This is a genomic window from Rhizobium sp. BK650, assembly GCF_014195325.1.
Taxonomy (GTDB): domain Bacteria; phylum Pseudomonadota; class Alphaproteobacteria; order Rhizobiales; family Rhizobiaceae; genus Rhizobium.
Genome location: NZ_JACIBK010000002.1, coordinates 218,724 through 238,162, shown reverse-complemented (window position 1 = coordinate 238,162; position 19,439 = coordinate 218,724). Strand labels below are relative to the sequence as shown.

Annotated in this window: 22 protein-coding genes; 10 read left to right on the top strand and 12 right to left on the bottom strand. The window is 59.7% G+C overall.

The window, feature by feature from the left end:
* Positions 1–117 precede the first annotated feature (117 nt).
* Together FHX15_RS05460 and FHX15_RS05455 are read left to right on the top strand one after the other, a co-directional pair.
* Positions 118–1,065: an aldo/keto reductase gene (locus FHX15_RS05460; protein ID WP_184394421.1), complete on the top strand. Its 948-nt coding sequence runs from the start codon at positions 118–120 to the stop codon at positions 1,063–1,065.
* Between the two features lie 15 nt (positions 1,066–1,080).
* Entirely contained in the window at positions 1,081–1,524 is a 444-nt protein-coding gene (locus FHX15_RS05455; RefSeq protein WP_184394419.1) for a GNAT family N-acetyltransferase, read from the top strand.
* Here FHX15_RS05455 and FHX15_RS05450 read toward each other — a convergent pair.
* Positions 1,514–2,131 (bottom strand): hypothetical protein, encoded by a 618-nt coding sequence (locus FHX15_RS05450; RefSeq protein ID WP_184394416.1) that lies wholly within the window; start codon positions 2,129–2,131, stop codon positions 1,514–1,516. The genes FHX15_RS05455 and FHX15_RS05450 overlap by 11 nt on opposite strands.
* Before the next feature lie 143 nt (positions 2,132–2,274).
* On the opposite strand from FHX15_RS05450, the gene FHX15_RS05445 reads away from it, so the two are divergent.
* Positions 2,275–2,775 carry a ferritin-like domain-containing protein gene (locus FHX15_RS05445; protein ID WP_184394415.1) on the top strand — a complete coding sequence of 167 codons (501 nt, stop codon included), beginning with the start codon at positions 2,275–2,277 and terminating at the stop codon, positions 2,773–2,775.
* Positions 2,776–2,893: 118 nt separating this feature from the next.
* Entirely contained in the window at positions 2,894–3,253 is a 360-nt protein-coding gene (locus tag FHX15_RS05440) for a nuclear transport factor 2 family protein (RefSeq protein WP_184394413.1), read from the top strand.
* 66 nt (positions 3,254–3,319) lie between these two features.
* Here FHX15_RS05440 and pheT read toward each other — a convergent pair whose 3' ends face one another.
* From pheT to infC, 5 genes are all read right to left on the bottom strand, one after another.
* Complete coding sequence (gene pheT / locus FHX15_RS05435; RefSeq protein ID WP_184394411.1) at positions 3,320–5,743, bottom strand: phenylalanine--tRNA ligase subunit beta; 2,424 nt, start codon at positions 5,741–5,743, stop codon at positions 3,320–3,322.
* 15 nt (positions 5,744–5,758) lie between these two features.
* Positions 5,759–6,841, bottom strand: coding sequence for a phenylalanine--tRNA ligase subunit alpha (gene pheS / locus FHX15_RS05430; RefSeq protein WP_184394409.1), 1,083 nt, complete (start codon positions 6,839–6,841; stop codon positions 5,759–5,761).
* A gap of 245 nt (positions 6,842–7,086) precedes the next feature.
* Positions 7,087–7,491: a 50S ribosomal protein L20 gene (gene rplT / locus FHX15_RS05425; protein ID WP_007813309.1), complete on the bottom strand. Its 405-nt coding sequence runs from the start codon at positions 7,489–7,491 to the stop codon at positions 7,087–7,089.
* A gap of 39 nt (positions 7,492–7,530) precedes the next feature.
* Entirely contained in the window at positions 7,531–7,734 is a 204-nt protein-coding gene (gene rpmI / locus FHX15_RS05420; protein ID WP_004108077.1) for a 50S ribosomal protein L35, read from the bottom strand.
* 299 nt (positions 7,735–8,033) lie between these two features.
* Positions 8,034–8,570, bottom strand: coding sequence for a translation initiation factor IF-3 (gene infC / locus FHX15_RS05415; protein WP_132653231.1), 537 nt, complete (start codon positions 8,568–8,570; stop codon positions 8,034–8,036).
* Between the two features lie 180 nt (positions 8,571–8,750).
* Here infC and FHX15_RS05410 point away from each other — a divergent pair, with 180 nt between their 5' ends.
* Positions 8,751–9,548: an alpha/beta hydrolase gene (locus tag FHX15_RS05410; protein WP_184394407.1), complete on the top strand. Its 798-nt coding sequence runs from the start codon at positions 8,751–8,753 to the stop codon at positions 9,546–9,548.
* A 209-nt stretch (positions 9,549–9,757) separates the two neighbouring features.
* Positions 9,758–10,357 (top strand): transglutaminase-like cysteine peptidase, encoded by a 600-nt coding sequence (locus FHX15_RS05405; protein ID WP_184394406.1) that lies wholly within the window; start codon positions 9,758–9,760, stop codon positions 10,355–10,357.
* Positions 10,358–10,567: 210 nt separating this feature from the next.
* Here the strand turns inward: FHX15_RS05405 and mbfA are convergent, their stop codons facing one another.
* Positions 10,568–11,551 carry an iron exporter MbfA gene (gene mbfA / locus FHX15_RS05400; protein ID WP_184394404.1) on the bottom strand — a complete coding sequence of 328 codons (984 nt, stop codon included), beginning with the start codon at positions 11,549–11,551 and terminating at the stop codon, positions 10,568–10,570.
* Between the two features lie 173 nt (positions 11,552–11,724).
* Between mbfA and FHX15_RS05395 the strand changes: the two genes are divergently transcribed.
* Positions 11,725–12,192 carry a group III truncated hemoglobin gene (locus FHX15_RS05395; RefSeq protein ID WP_184394402.1) on the top strand — a complete coding sequence of 156 codons (468 nt, stop codon included), beginning with the start codon at positions 11,725–11,727 and terminating at the stop codon, positions 12,190–12,192.
* Between the two features lie 4 nt (positions 12,193–12,196).
* Here the strand turns inward: FHX15_RS05395 and FHX15_RS05390 are convergent, their stop codons facing one another.
* The 3 genes from FHX15_RS05390 to FHX15_RS05380 form a co-directional block, all read right to left on the bottom strand.
* Complete coding sequence (locus tag FHX15_RS05390; RefSeq protein WP_184394400.1) at positions 12,197–13,090, bottom strand: DMT family transporter; 894 nt, start codon at positions 13,088–13,090, stop codon at positions 12,197–12,199.
* A gap of 93 nt (positions 13,091–13,183) precedes the next feature.
* The gene (gene recX, locus FHX15_RS05385) at positions 13,184–13,735 is read right to left on the bottom strand and encodes a recombination regulator RecX (protein WP_184394387.1); all 552 of its coding nucleotides are present in this window, start codon (positions 13,733–13,735) and stop codon (positions 13,184–13,186) included.
* Positions 13,736–13,745: 10 nt separating this feature from the next.
* Positions 13,746–14,771 (bottom strand): histone deacetylase family protein, encoded by a 1,026-nt coding sequence (locus tag FHX15_RS05380; RefSeq protein ID WP_184394386.1) that lies wholly within the window; start codon positions 14,769–14,771, stop codon positions 13,746–13,748.
* A gap of 152 nt (positions 14,772–14,923) precedes the next feature.
* Between FHX15_RS05380 and FHX15_RS05375 the strand changes: the two genes are divergently transcribed.
* Positions 14,924–15,550, top strand: coding sequence for an HAD family hydrolase (locus tag FHX15_RS05375; RefSeq protein WP_184394384.1), 627 nt, complete (start codon positions 14,924–14,926; stop codon positions 15,548–15,550).
* Here the strand turns inward: FHX15_RS05375 and FHX15_RS05370 are convergent.
* Both FHX15_RS05370 and FHX15_RS05365 read right to left on the bottom strand, forming a co-directional pair.
* Positions 15,532–16,050 (bottom strand): GNAT family N-acetyltransferase, encoded by a 519-nt coding sequence (locus tag FHX15_RS05370; protein ID WP_184394382.1) that lies wholly within the window; start codon positions 16,048–16,050, stop codon positions 15,532–15,534. The genes FHX15_RS05375 and FHX15_RS05370 overlap by 19 nt on opposite strands.
* A gap of 29 nt (positions 16,051–16,079) precedes the next feature.
* Positions 16,080–16,649, bottom strand: a complete 570-nt coding sequence (locus tag FHX15_RS05365) for an XRE family transcriptional regulator (RefSeq protein ID WP_184394380.1) — start codon at positions 16,647–16,649, stop codon at positions 16,080–16,082.
* 128 nt (positions 16,650–16,777) lie between these two features.
* On the opposite strand from FHX15_RS05365, the gene tenA reads away from it, so the two are divergent.
* Together tenA and lepA are read left to right on the top strand one after the other, a co-directional pair.
* Positions 16,778–17,476 carry a thiaminase II gene (gene tenA, locus FHX15_RS05360; protein ID WP_184394378.1) on the top strand — a complete coding sequence of 233 codons (699 nt, stop codon included), beginning with the start codon at positions 16,778–16,780 and terminating at the stop codon, positions 17,474–17,476.
* Between the two features lie 77 nt (positions 17,477–17,553).
* Positions 17,554–19,386 (top strand): translation elongation factor 4, encoded by a 1,833-nt coding sequence (gene lepA / locus FHX15_RS05355; RefSeq protein ID WP_184394377.1) that lies wholly within the window; start codon positions 17,554–17,556, stop codon positions 19,384–19,386.
* Positions 19,387–19,439 lie beyond the last annotated feature (53 nt).

The window sequence follows — 19,439 nt, the reverse complement described above, 5'->3', positions numbered from 1 at the left end:
GCGCGACGTGTGATCACGGAAGTTTGGTTTCCTTCGAGAGTACTCCGCGCTAGGTTACCGATGGACGGCGTTCTGCCGCTCCTGATTTCAATCACTTCAGCATTTTGGGAGAGCGCCATGGAAATGCGCCGGCTTGGAAAAACAGGTCTTTCAGTTTCGCCGATCGTCTTCGGCGGCAATGTATTCGGCTGGACGGCCGATGAGAAAACATCGTTCGACATTCTGGATGCTTTTTTCGACGCCGGTCTCAACACCATCGATACGGCCGACGTCTATTCCGCCTGGGTGCCGGGCAACAAGGGCGGCGATTCCGAAGAGATCATCGGCAAGTGGCTGAAGAAGGGAAGGGTTTCCCGCGACAAGGCCATCATCATCACCAAGGTCGGCTCGGATATGGGCCAGGGGAGGACGCTGAAGGCATCCTATATCTTCAAGGCGGTCGAGGATTCGCTGCGCCGGCTACAGATCGATTATATCGATCTCTATCTTTCGCACTGGCCGGATGCCGATACGCCGCATGAGGAATCGCTCGGCGCCTATGCCAAGCTTAAGGAGCAAGGCAAGATCCGCTCCTTCGGTTGCTCGAACTATGATGCGAGCCTGCTGCAGGCCTCCTTCGACGCGGCCGACAAGGCCGGCCTGCCGCGCTATCAGGCGCTGCAGCCGGAATATAATCTCTATGAGCGTTCGAGCTTCGAAGGCCCGCTTGCCGATCTCTGTGTGAAGGAAGATATCGGCGTCATCACCTATTTCAGCCTCGCGGCCGGCTTCCTTTCCGGCAAGTACCGCAGCAAGAAGGATACGGAGGGACGCGCACGTGAAGGCCGCGTTTCCCAGTATCTCGACGACAAGGGTATGCGCATCCTTGCGGCCCTCGATAAAGTCTCGGCCGAGACGGGCGCCAAGCCGGCGGAAATCTCGCTTGCCTGGCTTCTGTGCAAGAAGGGCGTGACGGCGCCGATCGCCAGTGCTACGAGCCTTTCCCAACTTGAAAGCCTGGTGAAAGCAGCAACGCTCAAACTCTCCGACGAGTCGATGGCGCTGCTCGATCAGGCAGGCGCCTGAAAGCGAGGTGATGGCATGACCGTGACGATCCGCGATGCGAAGCCCGAAGATGAAGCGCGCTGGCGCGCGCTCTGGGCGGACTATCTCGCCTTCTACGAAGTCACCGTCGATGCCGACATCACCGATTCCACCTGGCGCCGGATCTTCAATCCGGCGTCGGCGATCTTCATGCGGGTGGCAGAACTCGACGGCGAAGCCGTGGGCTTCACACTCTGCCTGACCCATGAGGGCACCTGGATCCGCGGCAAGGACTGCTATCTGGAAGACCTGTTCGTCTCAGAGAAGATGCGCGGCAAGGGAGTCGGCCGGGCGCTGATGGACGACCTCGTGGCTCTCTGCAAAGAGAACGGCTGGTCGCGGCTCTACTGGCATACGAACGAGCAGAATAAGACGGCACGCGCACTCTACGACAGCTATGTCAAAAGCGACGGACACATCCGTTACCGCATCAATTTCTGAGGTGCGGAAAGCCTTCATACCATTGCGAGTGATCGCCTTCCCAATTGGCCATGCCAGGCTTGGTCAGGATGCCGCGCGGGCGCACATAGCTCTGGATCACACGCTTCGGGCGCTCGTGCCACTGGATATTGAAGGCCCATAGCTTCGGAAAAAAACAGAGCGAGGCATAGGGCAAGTGGTCATGGATCCACCAGGCGAGCCTCTGCCAGTCGCTTTCATCACGATAGTGATCGACTACCCAAGGTATCGCGATGCAAACTGCGGCACCCATGCAGCCGTCGAAATCTCTGGCATCCCAGATGTGGTGCGCGGCAGTGGCGGCGTTGGTCGAGCAGTTCAGTTTATTCTCGTTGCCGAAGCGGTTGACCTCGGGTGAGCGGTAGCCAGAGCGGATATGCAGGCGCCCGAAGGTCGCCTCCAGCGGCTCCAGAAGTTCCTCGCACAGGCGACGTCCTGTCTCGATAGCAAGATCGGGATTTTCGGGGATATTCTGGATACGATAGAAATCGGCGATCTCGGAGTGGAGGAAATCGCGGAAGAAGAAGTTTTTCGACAGGCGCACCCGGCCGAGATCTTCAAGCCCCTTCATCGATCCCGGTTTCTTCATGCGCGGCCCTCCCAATTCTTCACGATAGCATTGCGCCGACCATGCGGTGTTTCCACCCGAAACGCGAGGGAACAATTAGCCCAGTGCCAACTTCTAAGAATGTCGCCCAAGGGGCGCGAATCCATCAACAAAGGAACGGAACAATGGCCAAGGAAAAGACACTGGAAGATCTGTTTTACGATACGTTGAAGGACATCTATTTCGCCGAACGGCAGATCTTGCGCGCCTTGCCGAAAATGGCACGCGCCGCCCAATCGGCGGAACTGAAGGCGGGTTTCGAAAAGCACCGTGAAGAAACCGAAGGCCATGTCGAGCGGTTGCAGCAGGTTTTCGAGATCATCGGCAAGCGTGCCCAGGGCAAAACCTGTGAAGCGATCCAGGGCATCATCGCCGAAGGCGAAGAAATCATGGAAGAATTCCAAGGCACATCGGCCGTCGATGCCGGCCTGATTTCTGCCGCCCAAGCCGTCGAGCATTATGAAATCGCCCGCTATGGGACGCTGAAAACCTGGGCGCAGACACTCGGCTTCAAGGAAGCTGTCACGCTTCTCGACTTGACGCTGCAGGAAGAAGCCAGGACCGATCAGCTTCTGACGAAGCTTGCAACAACTGCAGCAAACCAGAAGGCATCTCGCGCAGCCTGATATTTGCCCTCACACCGGTAAGGAGAGCAGGCGGCACCGGCTGCTCTCCTTCTTCCAGCCTTGTCTTCGCCAAGGACCCCACTATCATTTCCTTCAGAATATGAGGCGAGGTGTCGATATGGCCGACAGGCAGGCAATCGAAGCGACGGTTCATCTCTACGTGGAAGGCATGGCCTTCGCCAACGAGGCGGCCTTGAAAAAAGCTTTCCACCCGAAGAGTTCGATCATCGGGCACTACCAAGATGCGGTGGAATGGCTCTCGCGCGATGAATTTATTGCCGCCATCATCGAGGAAGGGGCAGCACCGCCCGGTACTCAGCCTTACATGGATATCGGCAGCATCGACATATCAGGCGATGCTGCATCCGTAAAAGTGACCGACGAATTCGCTGGCATGCGCTTCACCGATTATCTTTCGCTGCTGAAGATTGAAGGCCGCTGGATAATCGTCAGCAAACTCTATCATCTTCACATATGAAAAGATTCAAGCATGAAAAGGCCGGCAGCTCACGCCGCCGGCCATCGAGATTCTGCTGTAGCCGGCTCAGCTTCTCAATACGCCACCGGTGAACTTGGCAACGCTGGCGACTATCTTCTGCGTCAGCGCTTCGAAATCCTCATCGGTCAAGGTGCGCTCGACCGGCTGGATCTGGACTTCGATCGCGACAGACTTCTTGCCTTCGCCGACCGAGGCGCCTTCGAAAATATCGAAAACAGTCACGCCTGTTATCAGCTTACGATCGACGCCGGTGGCGGCTTTGATGATGGCGCCGGCTTCCACTGTCCTGTCGACGACGAAGGCGAAGTCTCGCTTGACGGCCTGGAAGGGTGGGAGGTCGAGCGCCGGCTTGGTGCGGGTCGCCTTCTTCTTCGGCTCGGGCATGGCATCGAGATAGACTTCGAAGCCGCAGAGCGCGCCGGAGACATCGAGCTTCTCAAGTGTGGTCGGGTGGAACTCGCCGAAGTAACCAAGAATCGCCTTCGGACCCATCTTGATCGTGCCGGAACGGCCGGGGTGGTACCATTCAGGACCACCCTGCTCAACCTGTATATTGGCCATCGGCAGGCCGCAGGCTTCAATAACCGCCAATGCATCGGCCTTGGCGTCGAAGACATCGACTAGCTTGCCACCACCCTTAGCCGCGTTCGACCACATGCGGCCGGCACCGGCGAGCGAAGCCGTGCCGCGGCGAATGCCGCCCGCCACGCGGCGCTGACCTTCAGGCCTGTCGTTTTCGTAGGTACCTGACACTTCGAAGATCGCCACGTCACCATAGCCCTTGTCGGCGTTGCGCTGGGCAGCCGTCAGCAGACCCGGCAGCAGCGAGGGTCGCATGTCCGACATTTCGGCAGCAATCGGATTGGCGAGCTTCAGGGTCGCAGAACCGCCGCCGAAGAGCTTTGCCTGATCTTCGGCAATGAAAGACCAGGTGACCGCTTCCAGCATCCCGCGCGCGGCGAGCGCACGCTTGGCGGTCCGGGTGCGGATCTGCAGCACCGTCAGGATGCGGCTGTTGACGGCAGCATGGCTTTCGAGCGGGGCGGGCTTGATCTTATCGACGCCATGAATGCGCATGATCTCTTCGACAAGATCGGCTTTGCCGTCCACATCCGGACGCCAGGAGGGAACGGCGACGGAGACGCGCTCACCCGAGCCCGAAACCTTGAAGCCAAGGCGGGTCAGGATCGTGTTGCTCTCATCGGTCGAGACTTCGAGACCTGTCAGGCGCTTAACTTCCGAATAGGGGAAGTCGACGATCTTCGGCTCGTAGCCCTTATAGCCGACGATCTCTGCCCTGGCCGGGATCCCGCCGCAAAGCTCAAGCACCAGTTCCGTCGTGCGCTCGAGGCCGGGAACCATATATTGCGGATCGACGCCGCGTTCGAAACGGTAGCGGGCATCTGTGATGATGCCGAGGGCGCGACCGGACTTGGCGATGTTCATCGGATCCCAGAGGGCCGATTCAATCAGCACGTCGACCGTGTGTTCATCGCAGCCGGAATGTTCACCGCCCATGATGCCGCCGATCGATTCGATGCCGTCTTCATCGGCGATGACGACGTTGTTCGGGCCGAGCTTGTATTCGCGCTGATCGAGCGCCAGCACGGTTTCGCCTTCCCTGGCGCGGCGCACAGTCAGGTTGCCCGTGACCTTGGCGGCGTCGAAGACGTGCATCGGCCGGCCCTGATCGAAAGTCATATAGTTGGTAATATCGACGAGGGCATTGATTGGGCGCAGGCCAATAGCGAGCAGCCGCTGCTGCATCCAGCGCGGGCTAGGGCCGTTCTTGACGCCGCGCACGAGCCTGAGGCTGAAGCCCGGGCAGAGCTTCGGATCATCGAGATCGAGCGTCAGCTTGACCGGTGTTTCGCCGTCGACAGCGAAGGATGGCGCAGGACGCGTCTTCAGCATGCCGAGGCCGGAGGCTGCGAGATCGCGAGCGATGCCATAGATCGAGGTGCAGTCCGGACGGTTCGGCGTCAGGTTGATCTCGATGACCGGATCGTCGAGATGAGCGTAGGCGGCATAGCTCGTACCCACAGGCGCGTCATCGGGCAGGTCGATAATGCCGTCGTGATTGTCGGAGATCTGCAGTTCCTTTTCCGAGCACATCATGCCGCGGCTTTCGACACCGCGGATATTGCCGACCGACAGTGTTACGTCGATGCCGGGAACATATGTGCCGGGAGCGGCGAAGGCGCCGACGAGGCCGGCACGCGCATTCGGCGCGCCGCAGACGACCTGCACCGGAGCACCCTGACCAATATCTACCATGAGCACCTTCAGGCGATCGGCCTGCGGGTGCCTTTCGGCAGAGAGAACCTTGGCGATGACGAAAGGCTGGAAAGCCGCCTTGTCGTCGACATCTTCCACTTCCAGCCCGATCTCAGTCAGGCGAGTGCAGATTTCATCGAGCGTTGCATCCGTTTCCAGATGATCCTTCAGCCAGGAGAGCGTGAATTTCATAGGTCCAATCCTCCCTTAAACGCTCAAACCGCCGAACAGGGTCGGCATGTCGAGCGGGCGGAAGCCGTAATGGTTCATCCAGCGGACGTCGGCATTGAAGAAGTCGCGCAGGTCCGGCATGCCGTACTTCAGCATGGCGATGCGGTCGAGGCCCATGCCCCAGGCAAAACCCTGATACTCGTCCGGATCGAGACCGCCATAGCGCAGCACGTTCGGGTGGACCATGCCGCAGCCGAGAATCTCCATCCAGTCCGTGCCTTCGCCGAACTTGACGATCGGGCCGGAACGGTCGCATTGAATATCGACCTCAAAGGAGGGTTCAGTGAACGGGAAGAAGGACGGGCGGAAACGCATCGTCACGCTATCGACCTCGAAGAAGGCCTTGCAGAATTCTTCCAGCACCCATCGAATATTGGCGACATTCGACTTCTTGTCGATGACGAGGCCTTCGACCTGATGGAACATCGGCGAATGCGTGGCATCGGAATCCTGGCGATAGGTCTTGCCGGGAATGATGATGCGGATCGGCGGCTTCTGCGATTCCATCGTGCGCACCTGCACCGGCGAGGTGTGCGTTCGCAAAACCTTGCGCTCACCGTTCTCATCCGGATTGAAGAAGAAGGTGTCGTGCATCTCACGGGCCGGATGGCCTTCGGGGAAGTTCAGGGCCGTGAAATTGTAATAATCGGTCTCGATATCCGGCCCCTCGGCGATCGAGAAGCCCATGTCGCCGAAGATCGCGGTGATTTCATCGACGATCTGGCTGATCGGATGGATGCGGCCACGTTCGGCGGGCGAGGAGCGGACCGGAAGGCTGACGTCGACCGTTTCGGCCTTGAGGCGAGTGTTGATCGCCGCTTCCTTCAAAACCGATTTGCGGTCGGCAAGGGCGTCGGTTACTTCGTTCTTCAGGGCATTGATCGCGGCACCACGGGTCTGCCGCTCTTCCGGAGTCATAGCACCGAGCGTCTTCAGGAGCTCGGAAATCGAGCCCTTCTTGCCGAGCGCGGAAACACGGACGGCTTCGAGCGCAGGCTCATCATTGGCTGCGGCAATTTCGGCAAGCAGAGAGGATTTGAGCTGGTCGATATCTGACATTGTCTTCTTTCCGTCCGGATCAGGCGGCGTTCGAAAGGCGGGCTCGGCAAGGCCGCACCAGCACTATAGAGAAAGAAAAACCCGCGCTAGCCCAAACCAGCGCGGGTTTCCCAAAATTCAAAAAAGCGTCAAGCTTGGGAAGCGCTGGCAGCGCATGTCCCGTGTGGGCGAAGCCCGCTCGAAAGGTACATGCGCCACTTTAAGCAGTTGAGCCAGCTTTGCGCGTTCTTAGGAACGCGCGCGGCTCAACGAACCGCGCCTTCAAACTCGTTAGCCGTGCCGGTTTCCTTGAGGTACTCAAGGGCCTTCTTGGCGGCAGCAACCAGAGCGCCGAATGCTTCCGGCTCGTGGATTGCCATATCGGAGAGAACCTTGCGGTCAACTTCGATGCCAGCCTTGTTCAGACCGTCGATGAAGCGCCCATAGGTCAGGCCGAATTCGCGGACGGCAGCATTGATACGCTGGATCCAGAGGGCGCGGAAATTGCGCTTGTTAACCTTGCGGTCGCGATATGCGTACTGCTTGGCGCGATCGACGGCAGCCTTGGCGGTACGGATGGTGTTCTTGCGGCGGCCGTAGAAACCCTTGGCCTGCTTCAGAACCTTCTTGTGCTTGGCGTGGGCGGTGACGCCTCTTTTTACACGTGCCATTTCATGATCTCCTTAATCTAACGCGTTACCGGAATAGTCTCAGAGACCGTTCGGCAGATAGTTCTTCACGACCTTGCGGCCATCGGGTTCTGCCAGAACCATGGTGCCGCGTGCATCGCGAATGAACTTATTCGTGCGCTTGATCATGCCATGGCGCTTGCCAGCGGCAGCCGCCTTGACCTTGCCGGTAGCGGTGATCTTGAACCGCTTTTTGGCAGAGGACTTCGTCTTCATCTTGGGCATTTTGCTACTCCGTTCTGAGAGCTCCTCACTCGCTTCGTTAAAGAAGCCCTTCTGCGAAAGCCCGGTTTGCCGGTCTTCGCCAAGGCGCGGGAGCGTTTGTTGTTGATCTGCGGGTCCAGTGACGAAACCTGCCCGCGAGCATTCGAAACTGCCACGGCATGCCCTGCCGGTCAGTTCGGACGCGCGCTTATAACCGCAGCGTCATGAAAGTGCAACGGGGCGAATGACGAATCTTGCTGCCCCAGTAAGCACAAAAGCCGCCCTGTCGGACGGCTTTGAGCGAAAGGCTATGGCACCGATCACTTCGGCGCCAGCACCATCATCATCTGGCGACCTTCGAGCTTGGGTTCGGCCTCGACCTTGGCAATCTCAAGCGTGTCGGCCTTGACCTGCTGGAGAAGCTTCATGCCGAGTTCCTGGTGGGCCATTTCGCGGCCGCGGAACTTCAGCGTCACCTTCACCTTGTCACCTTCGTCGAAGAAGCGGCCCATCGCCTTCATCTTCACCTCATAGTCATGGGTGTCGATGTTCGGACGCATCTTGATTTCTTTGACTTCGACAATCTTCTGCTTCTTGCGCGCCTCGGCGGCCTTCTTCTGGTTGGCATATTTCAGCTTGCCCAGATCGAGGATCTTGCACACCGGCGGTTCGGCATTTGGGGAAATTTCAACGAGGTCGAGGCCGGCTTCTTCCGCCATTCTCAAGGCCTGGTCGGTGGGCACGATGCCCATATTCTGTCCGTCAGCTGCAATCAGCTGAACTTTGGGAATGCGGATCTCCCGGTTCGAGCGCGGCCCATCCTTTACGGGCGCGTCGGCTTTAAAGGGTCTGCGAATGGTCGTATTCTCCTCGCGTTGATCGGAACGTTGCAGCTTCGTGTCCCTAATCCAATGGGGGCACAAACGGGTCACGTCATCACTGCAACGGATTCAATAACATCCTTTAGCGGAAAAATCATCCGCTGTCAGCCCGTCAAGAATCTGTTTTATAGGCCAAAACAATAGGAGTTGAACCCGATGTCCGATCAAATGCCCGTTCTTGAGCCCCAGTTCCTCGATGTCGGCGAAGGCGAGGCAGCGCGACGGATCGCCATGTTGGTGCGTCCGGCCCGGAACAATATAGACCTTCCTGCTCTCGTTTGGCTATCCGGCTACCGATCCGACATGAGCGGCAGCAAGGCGATCGAGACCGATCGTCTGGCGGCGGAACTGGGAGCGGCCTGTATCCGCCTCGACTATTCCGGCCACGGCCTTTCCAGCGGCGCCTTCACCGACGGTACGATCTCGCGCTGGCTGGAGGAAGCGCTTGCGGTCATCCGCCATCATGCGCCGGAGCGGATGATCCTGATCGGCTCGTCGATGGGCGGCTGGATCGCGCTGAGGGCAGCGCAGGAGCTTGCCAAGCACGGCGGACCAAAGCTCGAAGGCATGGTGCTGATCGCGCCGGCACCCGACTTCACCTCCGACCTCATCGAACCGAACCTCAAGAAGAAGGAGCGCGCATCCCTCGAACAGCGCGGTTATTTCGAAGAGCGTTCGCAATACAGCCCGGAACCCAATATTTATACCCGTGCACTGATTGAAGACGGGCGCGAAAGCCGGGTGCTGACCGGCATCATCGAGACGGGCTGCCCGATCCATATCCTGCAGGGCATGAAGGATGCGGATGTTCCCTATATGCATGCGATAAAGCTGGTAGAACACCTGCCCGCAGACGACGTTATCCTGACCTTCATTCGCGACGGCGACCACAGGCTCTCGCGTCCTCAGGATATCGACCGGCTGCGCAGCGCTGTCAAAGGCCTAATCCGCTGAGCGGAAGCTGCTCACTTACCAAAGAATATGCAACTGCCCGAATAGAAGGCAATGGTTGAAGAAGTTCCGTTCGATCACCCAAAGGTTACGTCGCATTTTAACCATGTCTGCGAGTTGCAAAGCCCTCCCAAGAAGTAACGATTGACTCCTTTCGGCCCTCTCCGTTAACTGTTTGTTAATAAATAAAGGGCGATGCAGGGAAGTAGGGCGTGCGGATCAAGGGTTTCCTCGTGGCCATGATGGCCGTGTTTGCTATGGCACCGGCGGCTATTCCGGCTCCGAGCAAGAATGCATCCATGGTAACCGGCAGCGCGACCTCGCAGCCGATTGGTCACTACGATTTCTGTCAGTCGCACCGCGCCGAATGCGGTGCCAATCGCAATAGCGGCCCGGTGGTCATGACCGGCGGCAAATGGGCTACCGTTCGCGCCGTCAACGCGACGGTCAACCGCACCGTCACGCCGATGACGGACAAGGAAATCTACGGCAAGGACGAGGTTTGGGCCTATCCGACCACAGCCGGCGATTGCGAGGACTTCGCACTCCTGAAGCGCCGTATCCTCATCCAGCGCGGCTTTTCGCCCGCTGACCTGCTGATGACCGTCGTGCGCAAACCTGACGGCGAAGGCCACGCGGTACTGACGCTGCGCACGGCTGAAGGCGACTTCGTGCTCGATAACCTTGCGAGCGATGTCAGGCCATGGTTTTCGACGCCCTATACGTTCATCAAGCGCCAGTCGAGCTTCAATGCCGGTCGCTGGGTCACTATCGAGAATGGCCGCGACGTTCTGGTCGGCGCTTTGAAATAAAGAGTTTGAGGGGGGAGTGTGAAAAAGCCGGCGAAAGCCGGTTTTTTCATTTTGGGGTTCTCAGTTCCTGTTCATGTGCTCGGACTTTGCCCAAGGGGTTCTCATGTTGAGTGTGCCGCTGCCGGTGCCCGGTCCTGCGCTTCGGCTCCGGGCGTTCGCTGCTGCAATCGATCCACCGGATCGATTGCTCGGGCTTTGCCCGACCGCAGCTCACCCATTCCCAATCAGAATGCCTGCGGCCAGCACCAGGCTGCCGCCGACGACCACTTGGAAGGCGGCGCGCAGGAACGGAGTCTCCATATATTTGTTCTGGATGAAGGCGATCGCCCAAAGCTCGAAGAAGACGATGATGGCAGCAGTGATGGTCGCGGTCCAGAACTGCGGGATGAGGTAGGGCAGTGCATGGCCGAGGCCGCCGAGCGCCGTCATGATGCCGCAGGCAAGGCCACGCTTGATCGGGGAGCCACGGCCGGAGATTTTGCCGTCGTCGTGTGCGGCTTCCGTGAAGCCCATCGAGATGCCGGCACCGACCGAGGCCGAAAGGCCGACGAGGAAGGTCTGCCATGTATCCTGCGTGGCGAAGGCGGCGGCAAAGATCGGCGCAAGCGTCGAGACAGATCCGTCCATCAGCCCGGCAAGGCCCGGCTGCACATAGGTCAGCACGAACTGGCGCCGCGCCGTCTCATCCTCTTCTTTCTTTACGTCTTCGGGCGTATGCCGGTCGCCAAGCATGCGGGCGATATCCTCATGGCCCTGCTCGGCGAGCGCGAGATCGCCGAGCAATTGGCGGGTGGAGGCGTCGGAGGTCTGCTTGATCGCCTCGACGTAGAAGCGGTAGGCCTGCTCCTCCATCGCCTCGGCTTCCTGCCTGATCGCGTCGAGGGAGAGGTTGGCGCGCAGCCAGTCCGGTTTGCGCTCGTAAAAGCCTTCGACATGCTCGCGGCGGATCAGCGGGATGCGCTCACCGAAGCGCTGGCGATGCATTTCGATCAGCGACTTTCGGTGGGTGTCCTCCACTTCGGCCATGTCTTCGAACACCTTGGCGGAAGCCGGAAACTCCTGACGCAGATGTTCGGCATAGGCGAGATAAATGCGGGCATCATCTTCTTCCGAGGCAATGGCGAGCGCCAGAATTTCCTGCTCGGACAGAGAACGGAAAGAACGTTTCGGTGATCTGAAAAACCGGGCCAACATCAGCAGTCTCCAATAACTTAGAATTATTCTAAACTTAAAGAGGCAGGCTGCGTGGGTCAAGATCAAAGCCCTGCGGGATTGACAGAATGACGCGATCGACCGATCGCACTTTGCTGAGGCGGCGCGTCAACCTATATGAGGGCCGCGAGCTGCAAGCGGCGTCGGGGTTAAAGATGAAGAGTGAGATACAGGGGCGGGCCGCGCATGTTGCCGCGATCCGCGAAAGGGCCGAAGCCGAGATGAAAGAGATCGGCGTGGACGAGGCCTTCATTTCGAAGCTGGTCGAGACTTTCTACGGGCGGGTGCTTGCGCATCCCGAACTCGGACCTGTCTTCGATGCGCGACTTTCCGGCCGCTGGCCTGAACATATGGACAAAATGAAGAGCTTCTGGTCGGCCGTTGCCTTCCGCAGCGGCGCCTATGGCGGCAAGCCGGTGCAGGCGCATCTCGGCGTGGCGAACATGACGCCGGAGCTTTTCCCGAAATGGCTCGCACTGTTTTCCGCAACACTCAGCGATCTGGCACCGACACCGGAAGCCAGGGACTGGTTCATGGCAACGGCGGAGCGGATTGCCAAGAGCCTGACGCTGTCGCTTTTCTACAATCCAGCACTTGACGATCCCGCCAGGAAGATGGGCTGATCCTTCACTGCCTGGCGGAAAAAGTCGCGCCGGCGCTTGCGGCAACGACCAGAGCCGTTCCGGCCATCTGCAGGAGCGTCATCGGCTGTGCCAGGATGACAAAGCCCGCGAGGGCGCCAATGGCCGGCTCGAGACTCATGAGGATGCCGAAGGATGCAGTCGGCATGCGACGCAAGGCGATCAGCTCCAATGCGTAGGGCAGCAGCGGCACCAGAATGGCAAGGCCCGCCATCTCGATTAGACCGAAAGCATCCAGCTTCGGCACGGCGCCGGCAAAGCCGAAGGGAGTCGCTACCTGAGCGGCGATCATGAGCGACATGGCAAGCCCTTCCAACCCTTTAAAGCTCGCACCGATCCTCTTCGTCAGGACGATATAAACCGCCCAGCCGGTTCCTGCCCCAAATGCGAAGAGAACCCCCAAGGGATCGCCAACCCAGCCTTCGCCATCATGTGCGAGGGCGAGGACACCAAGCGCGGCAACCAGCGGCCAGACAAGACGCCTGCCGAACCCATAGCCGATGGTTGCCACGGTAAGTGGACCGAGAAAATCGATCGCTACGGCAAGACCAAGCGGAATGCGCTCGATCGCCGAAAAGAAGCTCATGGTCATCAGTGCGGTCGTCGCGCCGAGAGCCAGAGCGCTCGCCCATTGGGTGCGACTGTAGCTTGACATGCGCGGGCGCACGACGATGGCCAGAATGATGGCCGCAAAGGCAAGGCGCAGCCAGCTAGCGCCGGCCGATCCATAGGTGGCGATGGCGGAGGAGGAAAGTGCCGCGCCGAACTGGATTGACGACATGGACATCAGGCACATCAGCCCGCCAGCCGCCACGCTGTCGAATGCTGTTGACGCCTGCGCGGCCAATGTCCCCGCTCTAGCGTTCGTTCTGTCTTCCATCGATGCCTCCGATTCCGGGCTCTTCATACGAAGGCGGCTCGCGAGCGACAAATTCAAACTTCTGATCGGGGCAGCAAAAGCCTTGATGCGAGATCAGAGACGGCCGGCGAGGATGACCTCTTCGGCATCTTCGAAGCTCATCTCGAAGACCCTCTTGCCGATTTCGAAGCTGAAGCCGTTGCGGGCAAAGGCGGAGAGCTCCTTCGCTTTGCGCTTTTCGTCGAGTTCGACGCGGCGGAAGGGGCCGAAGGCGCGTTTGCGGGCGAAGATCGCCGCGGCATAGAGATCGTCAGCCCCTTCAAGCGCAGCCTCCACCCTATCGCTGGAAACACCCTTGATCGCAAGCTTTTGGGCAATGGCGCGCTTCGACTTGCCGCTGCGCAGGGCGGAACGCGTGCTGATCTCGGCATAGGCGCTATCGTCGATCCCCTTGTTGTCATAGGCGAACCTAACGGCGAAATCGGCAACGGCCTTCAGCTGGGCAGCGCTGATACCTTCGAACTTCTCCTTCGCCTTCCGGGTGATGGCATCGAAAAGCTGCTTTTCCGTCATCATCCGTCGCTCCAGGCGATAGATGGTGGAGTTGCGCGCCCAGTTCAGCATGCGGGGCGTCGGAATATCGGATGGAATAGTCTCGTCGGTCATTGGCAATAGATCAGATTTCCAGCCCCATCAGCACATTGGCGACGTTGAGGCCGATTTCCGGCACGCCGTAACCACCTTCCATGCAGGTGACGACCGGCAGGCCGGCAGCGGAGATCATTTCACCTATGCGGAGGAAATCCTCCGATTTCAGGTTGAAAAAGGAGATCGGATCGCGCTCGAACGTATCGACGCCGAGGGCGACGACAATCGCTTCGGCGCCGAAGGCCCTGATCTGCAAGAGTGCATCGGCAAGGGCCGCCGACCAAACTTCGAAACTGGTGCCGCGGGCCATCGGATAATTGCGGTTGGCGCCCTCGCCCCGCCCTTCGCCCTGTTCATCGGCGTGGCCGAGGAAATAGGGAAAGGCGTGGATGGGATCGCCGTGCAGTGAGGCGGTGAAGACATCGCCGCGGCGATAGAAGAGATCCTGCGTGCCGTTGCCGTGATGGAAATCGACATCAAGCACGGCGACCTTCTTCGCGCCATGATCCAGCAGGCGCTGGGCCGCAACGCCTGAATTGTTGATGAAACAATAGCCGCCGAAGAGATCGATGCCGGCATGATGGCCGGGCGGGCGGCAGAGCGCGAAGGCAAAACGGTTGCCGGCATTCAGCCAGTCTGCGGCCGTGATCGCGCAGCGCATGGAGGCGACAGCTGCCTCATAGGACCCCTTGGTGATGGAGGTATCCGCCGCATTAGCGTAATGGCCCATCGCACCGACGATATTTTCCGGCACGCGCTGGCTGGTGCGGCGAACAGGAAAGGAGTTGGCGATCGCTTCCCCCTTGTATCCCGCCGCCACCCAGCGATCCCAGACCGTCGCCAGGAACTCGAGATAGGCCGGATCATGTACCTTGCGCGCCGTTTTGAGGCCATGCGCTTCCGGCGCAACAACATCCGAAAAGCCCGCTTCCTTCACCGCGGCGAGAATCCATTCCGCACGGAACGGCGCCTCGAAGGGCGTCACGAGCTGACCGGGATGCAGCTCGGTCTTCGCATCACGCAGCTTGTGGTCTTCTGAATAGATGACGCGCACGGGTGTCCTCCGCAAAATCAGCTTCCTGGACTCAAGCCATACACACGCCCGTCGGAAGAAAAAAGCGCTGAACGCGCCTTGATCGCTGGTGCCGATGACGCCACGTTCAAGCCGATTTCAGAATGCATCCCTTTCCTTACGAGATTAAACCCATGAAAATCCTGATGGTCGATGTCGATGGTGTGCTGGTTCACGGGCGACCGACGGACGGTCTGCCGCTCTTTACCTACCTTGAACGCGACCTCAACTTGGCGTCCTCCTTGCTCCAACAGGAATTCTTCAGGCCTTATTGGATCGGGATCGTCACGGGACAGGAGCCAATCGAACCCCGCCTGACGGAGGTTCTCGACCGCATCGCCCCGCATCTCACCGCCCAGAAACTGCTCGACTACTGGTTTGAAAATGATTCCCGCCTGGACCGGCAGCTGCTCGCCGACCTCGCCCGTCTGAAGGATGAAGGTACGCTTCTTTATCTTGCCACCAATCAAGAGCACAGGCGCGCTGCCTATCTGCGCGACGTGCTCGAACTCGGCGCGCTTTTCGACGGCATCTTCTATTCCGCAGCGCTTGGCGCGCGAAAGCCCGAAAGCGATTTTTTCCGTCTCGTCACCGATGGCGTCGGTGTCGCACCGCATGAGATCGGCTTTATCGATGATGCTGAGGAGAATATTGCGGCCGCCATGCAATTCGGTTGGAAGGCATTGCATTGGACGCCGGCTTCAGCGCTTGCAGATGCCATCGCAGCCTTTACGCAGAATGTTCAGGCGACCCGCTTGTAGAAGAAGGTGGTGTCGCAAAGCCCCCCTTCCGGCCACAGTGCATAATCGGGGATGACTCCGACACGCTCCCAGCCGAGCCGCGGGTAGATGGCTTCGGCATCGCTGCCGGTCGCCGTATCCAAGACGAGGATCGTCTTGCCGCGACGGGCTGCTTCCTGCTCGGCCATCTCCATCAGCAGGCGCGCCAGGCCATGGCCGCGGGCGGAGCGGTGAACGAGCAGCTTCTTCAGATCCCCGCGATGCGGCTGGTTCGGCATCTGGGCAGCGCCGACCTGTACGGTGCCGACAATTTTGCCATCGACTTCGGCTACGAACAGCAGCGTGGCGTCATAAGCCACGGCCTCGGCGACGCTACGCCAGTAGGGTTCGGCATCGGCAGACGTATAGGGCTGCATGAAGCCGACCGAGGCGCCGCCGTTGACGCAATCGGCAAGCACCTCGCAAAGAGCGGGAATGGCAGCGTGGGCTTCGGCGGCCGAAAGAAGGCGGATGGTCGACATGATGGCTTCCTCGAAAATGAGCAGATGAATTAGTGGCCGCGGTGATCCAGCACGACGCAATAGCGTGCCGGCACGCGACCTGGATTGTGAAAGGCATGGCCGTCGCCAACCGGCATGAACAGGCAATCGCCGGGTTTGAGGCGGTGAACGGTTTCGCCGACGGTCATTTCCAGCTCACCGTCGAAGAGCCAGACATGTTGCGTCATGCCGCGGCTCGCTGCATGTGGCGGGAAGCTGACGCGCGCGCCGGCAGGAAACTCGACATCGACGATATCGATATCCGAGGCCGTACCTGGCGGCGAAACGGCGCGGCGCATATAACCGGTTTCGGGATCGCGCCAGACCTGCTGGTCCTGACGACGTGACAGGGGCGATGCCTGCTGCCCTTCCTCGGCGAAAAACTCCGACAGCGACAGACCGAGTGCGGCGCAGACCCTCGCCAGAAGCGAAGCAGTCGGGCTCGCCTCAGCGCGCTCGATGCGGGAGATCATGGCGCGGCTCACACCGGAGGCCGCGGCGAGATCATCCAGCGTGAGGCCTTTTTGCAGCCGCAACGTGCGGATGCGGATGCCGATCGCCAGTTCGAGTTCTTGTTCCATCTCTCGATCCCTGATTCCACTATAAGAGAAATACATAATCCAATGATGGAATCAAGCGCCGTGAGCCGCCTTGCTTTCACCATAGCGCCGTCGATATATGGCAGCGGCATTCAAGATCGGAGAGCAGCATGGACAGTATTGCGCAAATCACCGAGACGGCGGGAAGCTTCACGGCTGCCGCCTGGGATCGCATCGAGCCTATCATGGCGGAGATCGAGCGACTGCCGCTGCTGGAGCGGCTTTCGGATGGCACGCTGCCACCGGAGGTTTTTCGTCACTACATCCTGCAGGACGCGATCTATCTGAAGCACTATGCCCGCTGCCTGGCGATTGTCGCCGCCAAGGCGCCTGACAATGCGCAGGTGCTGCGTTTCCTTGGTTCGGCACAGAAGGCGATCACCGTCGAGCAGGGCCTGCATGCCGGTTTCCTGACGCAGTTCGGCATTTCCAGCGCCGATGTGACGGCCGCCGAGCCCTCGCCATCCTGCTTCGCCTATACGAATTTCCTGCTGGCGACGGCCTATCACAGCTCCTATGCGGTGGCGCTTTCGGCCATCCTGCCGTGCTTCTGGATCTATTGGTATGTCGGCGAAGGCATCAAGAGCAGGCCGGCAATCGAGGGCAATGTGTTCCAGGCCTGGATCAACACCTATGGCGATCCGCAATTTGCCGCCGGTGCGCGCGAAGTGATTGCCTTGACGGATATCGCCGCGCGTGCCGCCTCGCCGGGGGAGCGCCAGCAGATGATGGACGCCTTCGTGCGCGCCTCCCAATATGAATGGATGTTCTGGGATTCGGCCTGGCGGCTGGAGACCTGGCCGGTCTGAGCCGACACGCCACAGGCTAAAAAATAGGGTAAACCCCGGTATAATTACCGCTTTGCGGGCGAAGTGCGCGCTGCTATATGGCGCGCATGAGCACCAATTCGACGACTCCGCTATCCCATATCCGCAACTTTTCGATCGTGGCCCATATCGACCACGGCAAATCGACGCTTGCGGACCGCCTCATCCAGACGACCGGCGGCCTTGCCGAGCGCGAAATGTCCGAGCAGGTGCTGGACAATATGGATATCGAGCGCGAGCGCGGCATCACCATCAAGGCGCAGACCGTTCGCCTGCATTACAAGGCAAAGGACGGCGAGACCTATGTGCTGAACCTCATCGATACACCCGGTCACGTCGACTTCGCCTATGAGGTCTCCCGGTCTCTTTCGGCCTGCGAAGGTTCGCTGCTCGTCGTCGACGCGTCGCAGGGCGTGGAAGCACAGACGCTCGCCAACGTTTATCAGGCGATCGACAACAACCACGAGCTCGTCACCGTTCTCAACAAGATCGACCTCCCGGCGGCCGAGCCCGACCGCATCAAGGAACAGATCGAGGAGGTCATCGGCATCGATGCTTCCGAGGCCGTGCTGATCTCAGCCAAGACCGGCCTCGGCATTCCCGACGTCTTGGAAGCGATCGTCCACAAGCTGCCGGCGCCGAAGAGCCCGGGCGGCGAAAAGGCGCCGCTGAAGGCACTGCTCGTCGACAGCTGGTACGACACCTATCTCGGCGTCATGGTTCTGGTGCGCGTTATCGACGGCGTGCTCTCCAAGGGCCAGACGATCCGGATGATGGGCACGGATGCCAAGTATCAGGTGGAACGTGTCGGCGTGCTGACGCCGAAGATGGTCAATGTCGACAGCCTTGGCCCGGGCGAGATCGGCTTCATCACCGCCTCGATCAAGGAAGTGGCCGATACGCGCGTCGGCGATACAATCACCGAAGACAAGCGCCCGACGGCCCAGGCGCTGCCGGGCTTCAAGCCGGCGCAGCCGGTCGTTTTCTGCGGCCTGTTTCCGGTGGACGCTGCCGATTTCGAAGACCTGCGCGCTGCAATGGGCAAGCTGCGCCTCAACGACGCCTCCTTCTCCTTTGAGATGGAATCGTCGGCCGCTCTCGGCTTCGGCTTCCGCTGCGGCTTCCTCGGCCTGCTCCATCTCGAAATCATCCAGGAGCGCCTGGAGCGCGAGTTCGACCTCGATCTGATCGCGACCGCCCCTTCGGTCGTCTATCAGCTGACGATGACCGACGGCAGCGAGCGCGAGCTGCACAATCCGGCCGACATGCCCGATGTCGTCAAGATCGCCGAAATTCGCGAGCCGTGGATCAAGGCGACGATCATGACGCCGGACGATTATCTCGGCGGCATCCTCAAACTCTGCCAGGACCGGCGCGGCATCCAGACCGAGCTGACCTATGTCGGCACGCGCGCCATGGTGACCTATGAGCTGCCGCTCAACGAAGTCGTCTTTGACTTCTACGACCGGCTGAAATCGATCTCGAAGGGCTATGCGTCCTTCGACTATCACCTCGAAGGCTATCGCGAAGGCAATCTCGTGAAGATGTCGATCCTCGTCAATGGCGAGCCGGTCGATGCGCTCTCGATGCTGGTGCATCGCGCTGCCGCCGAAAAGCGCGGCCGCGACATGTGCGAGCGGCTGAAGGAGCTGATCCCGAAACACATGTTTAAGATCCCGATCCAGGCTGCGATCGGCAGCAACGTCATTGCTCGCGAAACCATCTCGGCCCTTCGCAAGGACGTGACGGCCAAATGCTACGGCGGCGACGCCACCCGCAAGCGCAAACTTCTGGAAAAGCAGAAGGAAGGCAAGAAGCGCATGCGCCAGTTCGGCAAGGTGGAGATCCCGCAGGAAGCGTTTATCGCGGCGCTCAAGATGGGCGACGAGTAAACCGGACGATCCGGAACTTCAGCGCACACCATGAACTAAAAGGCTGGCTCGAT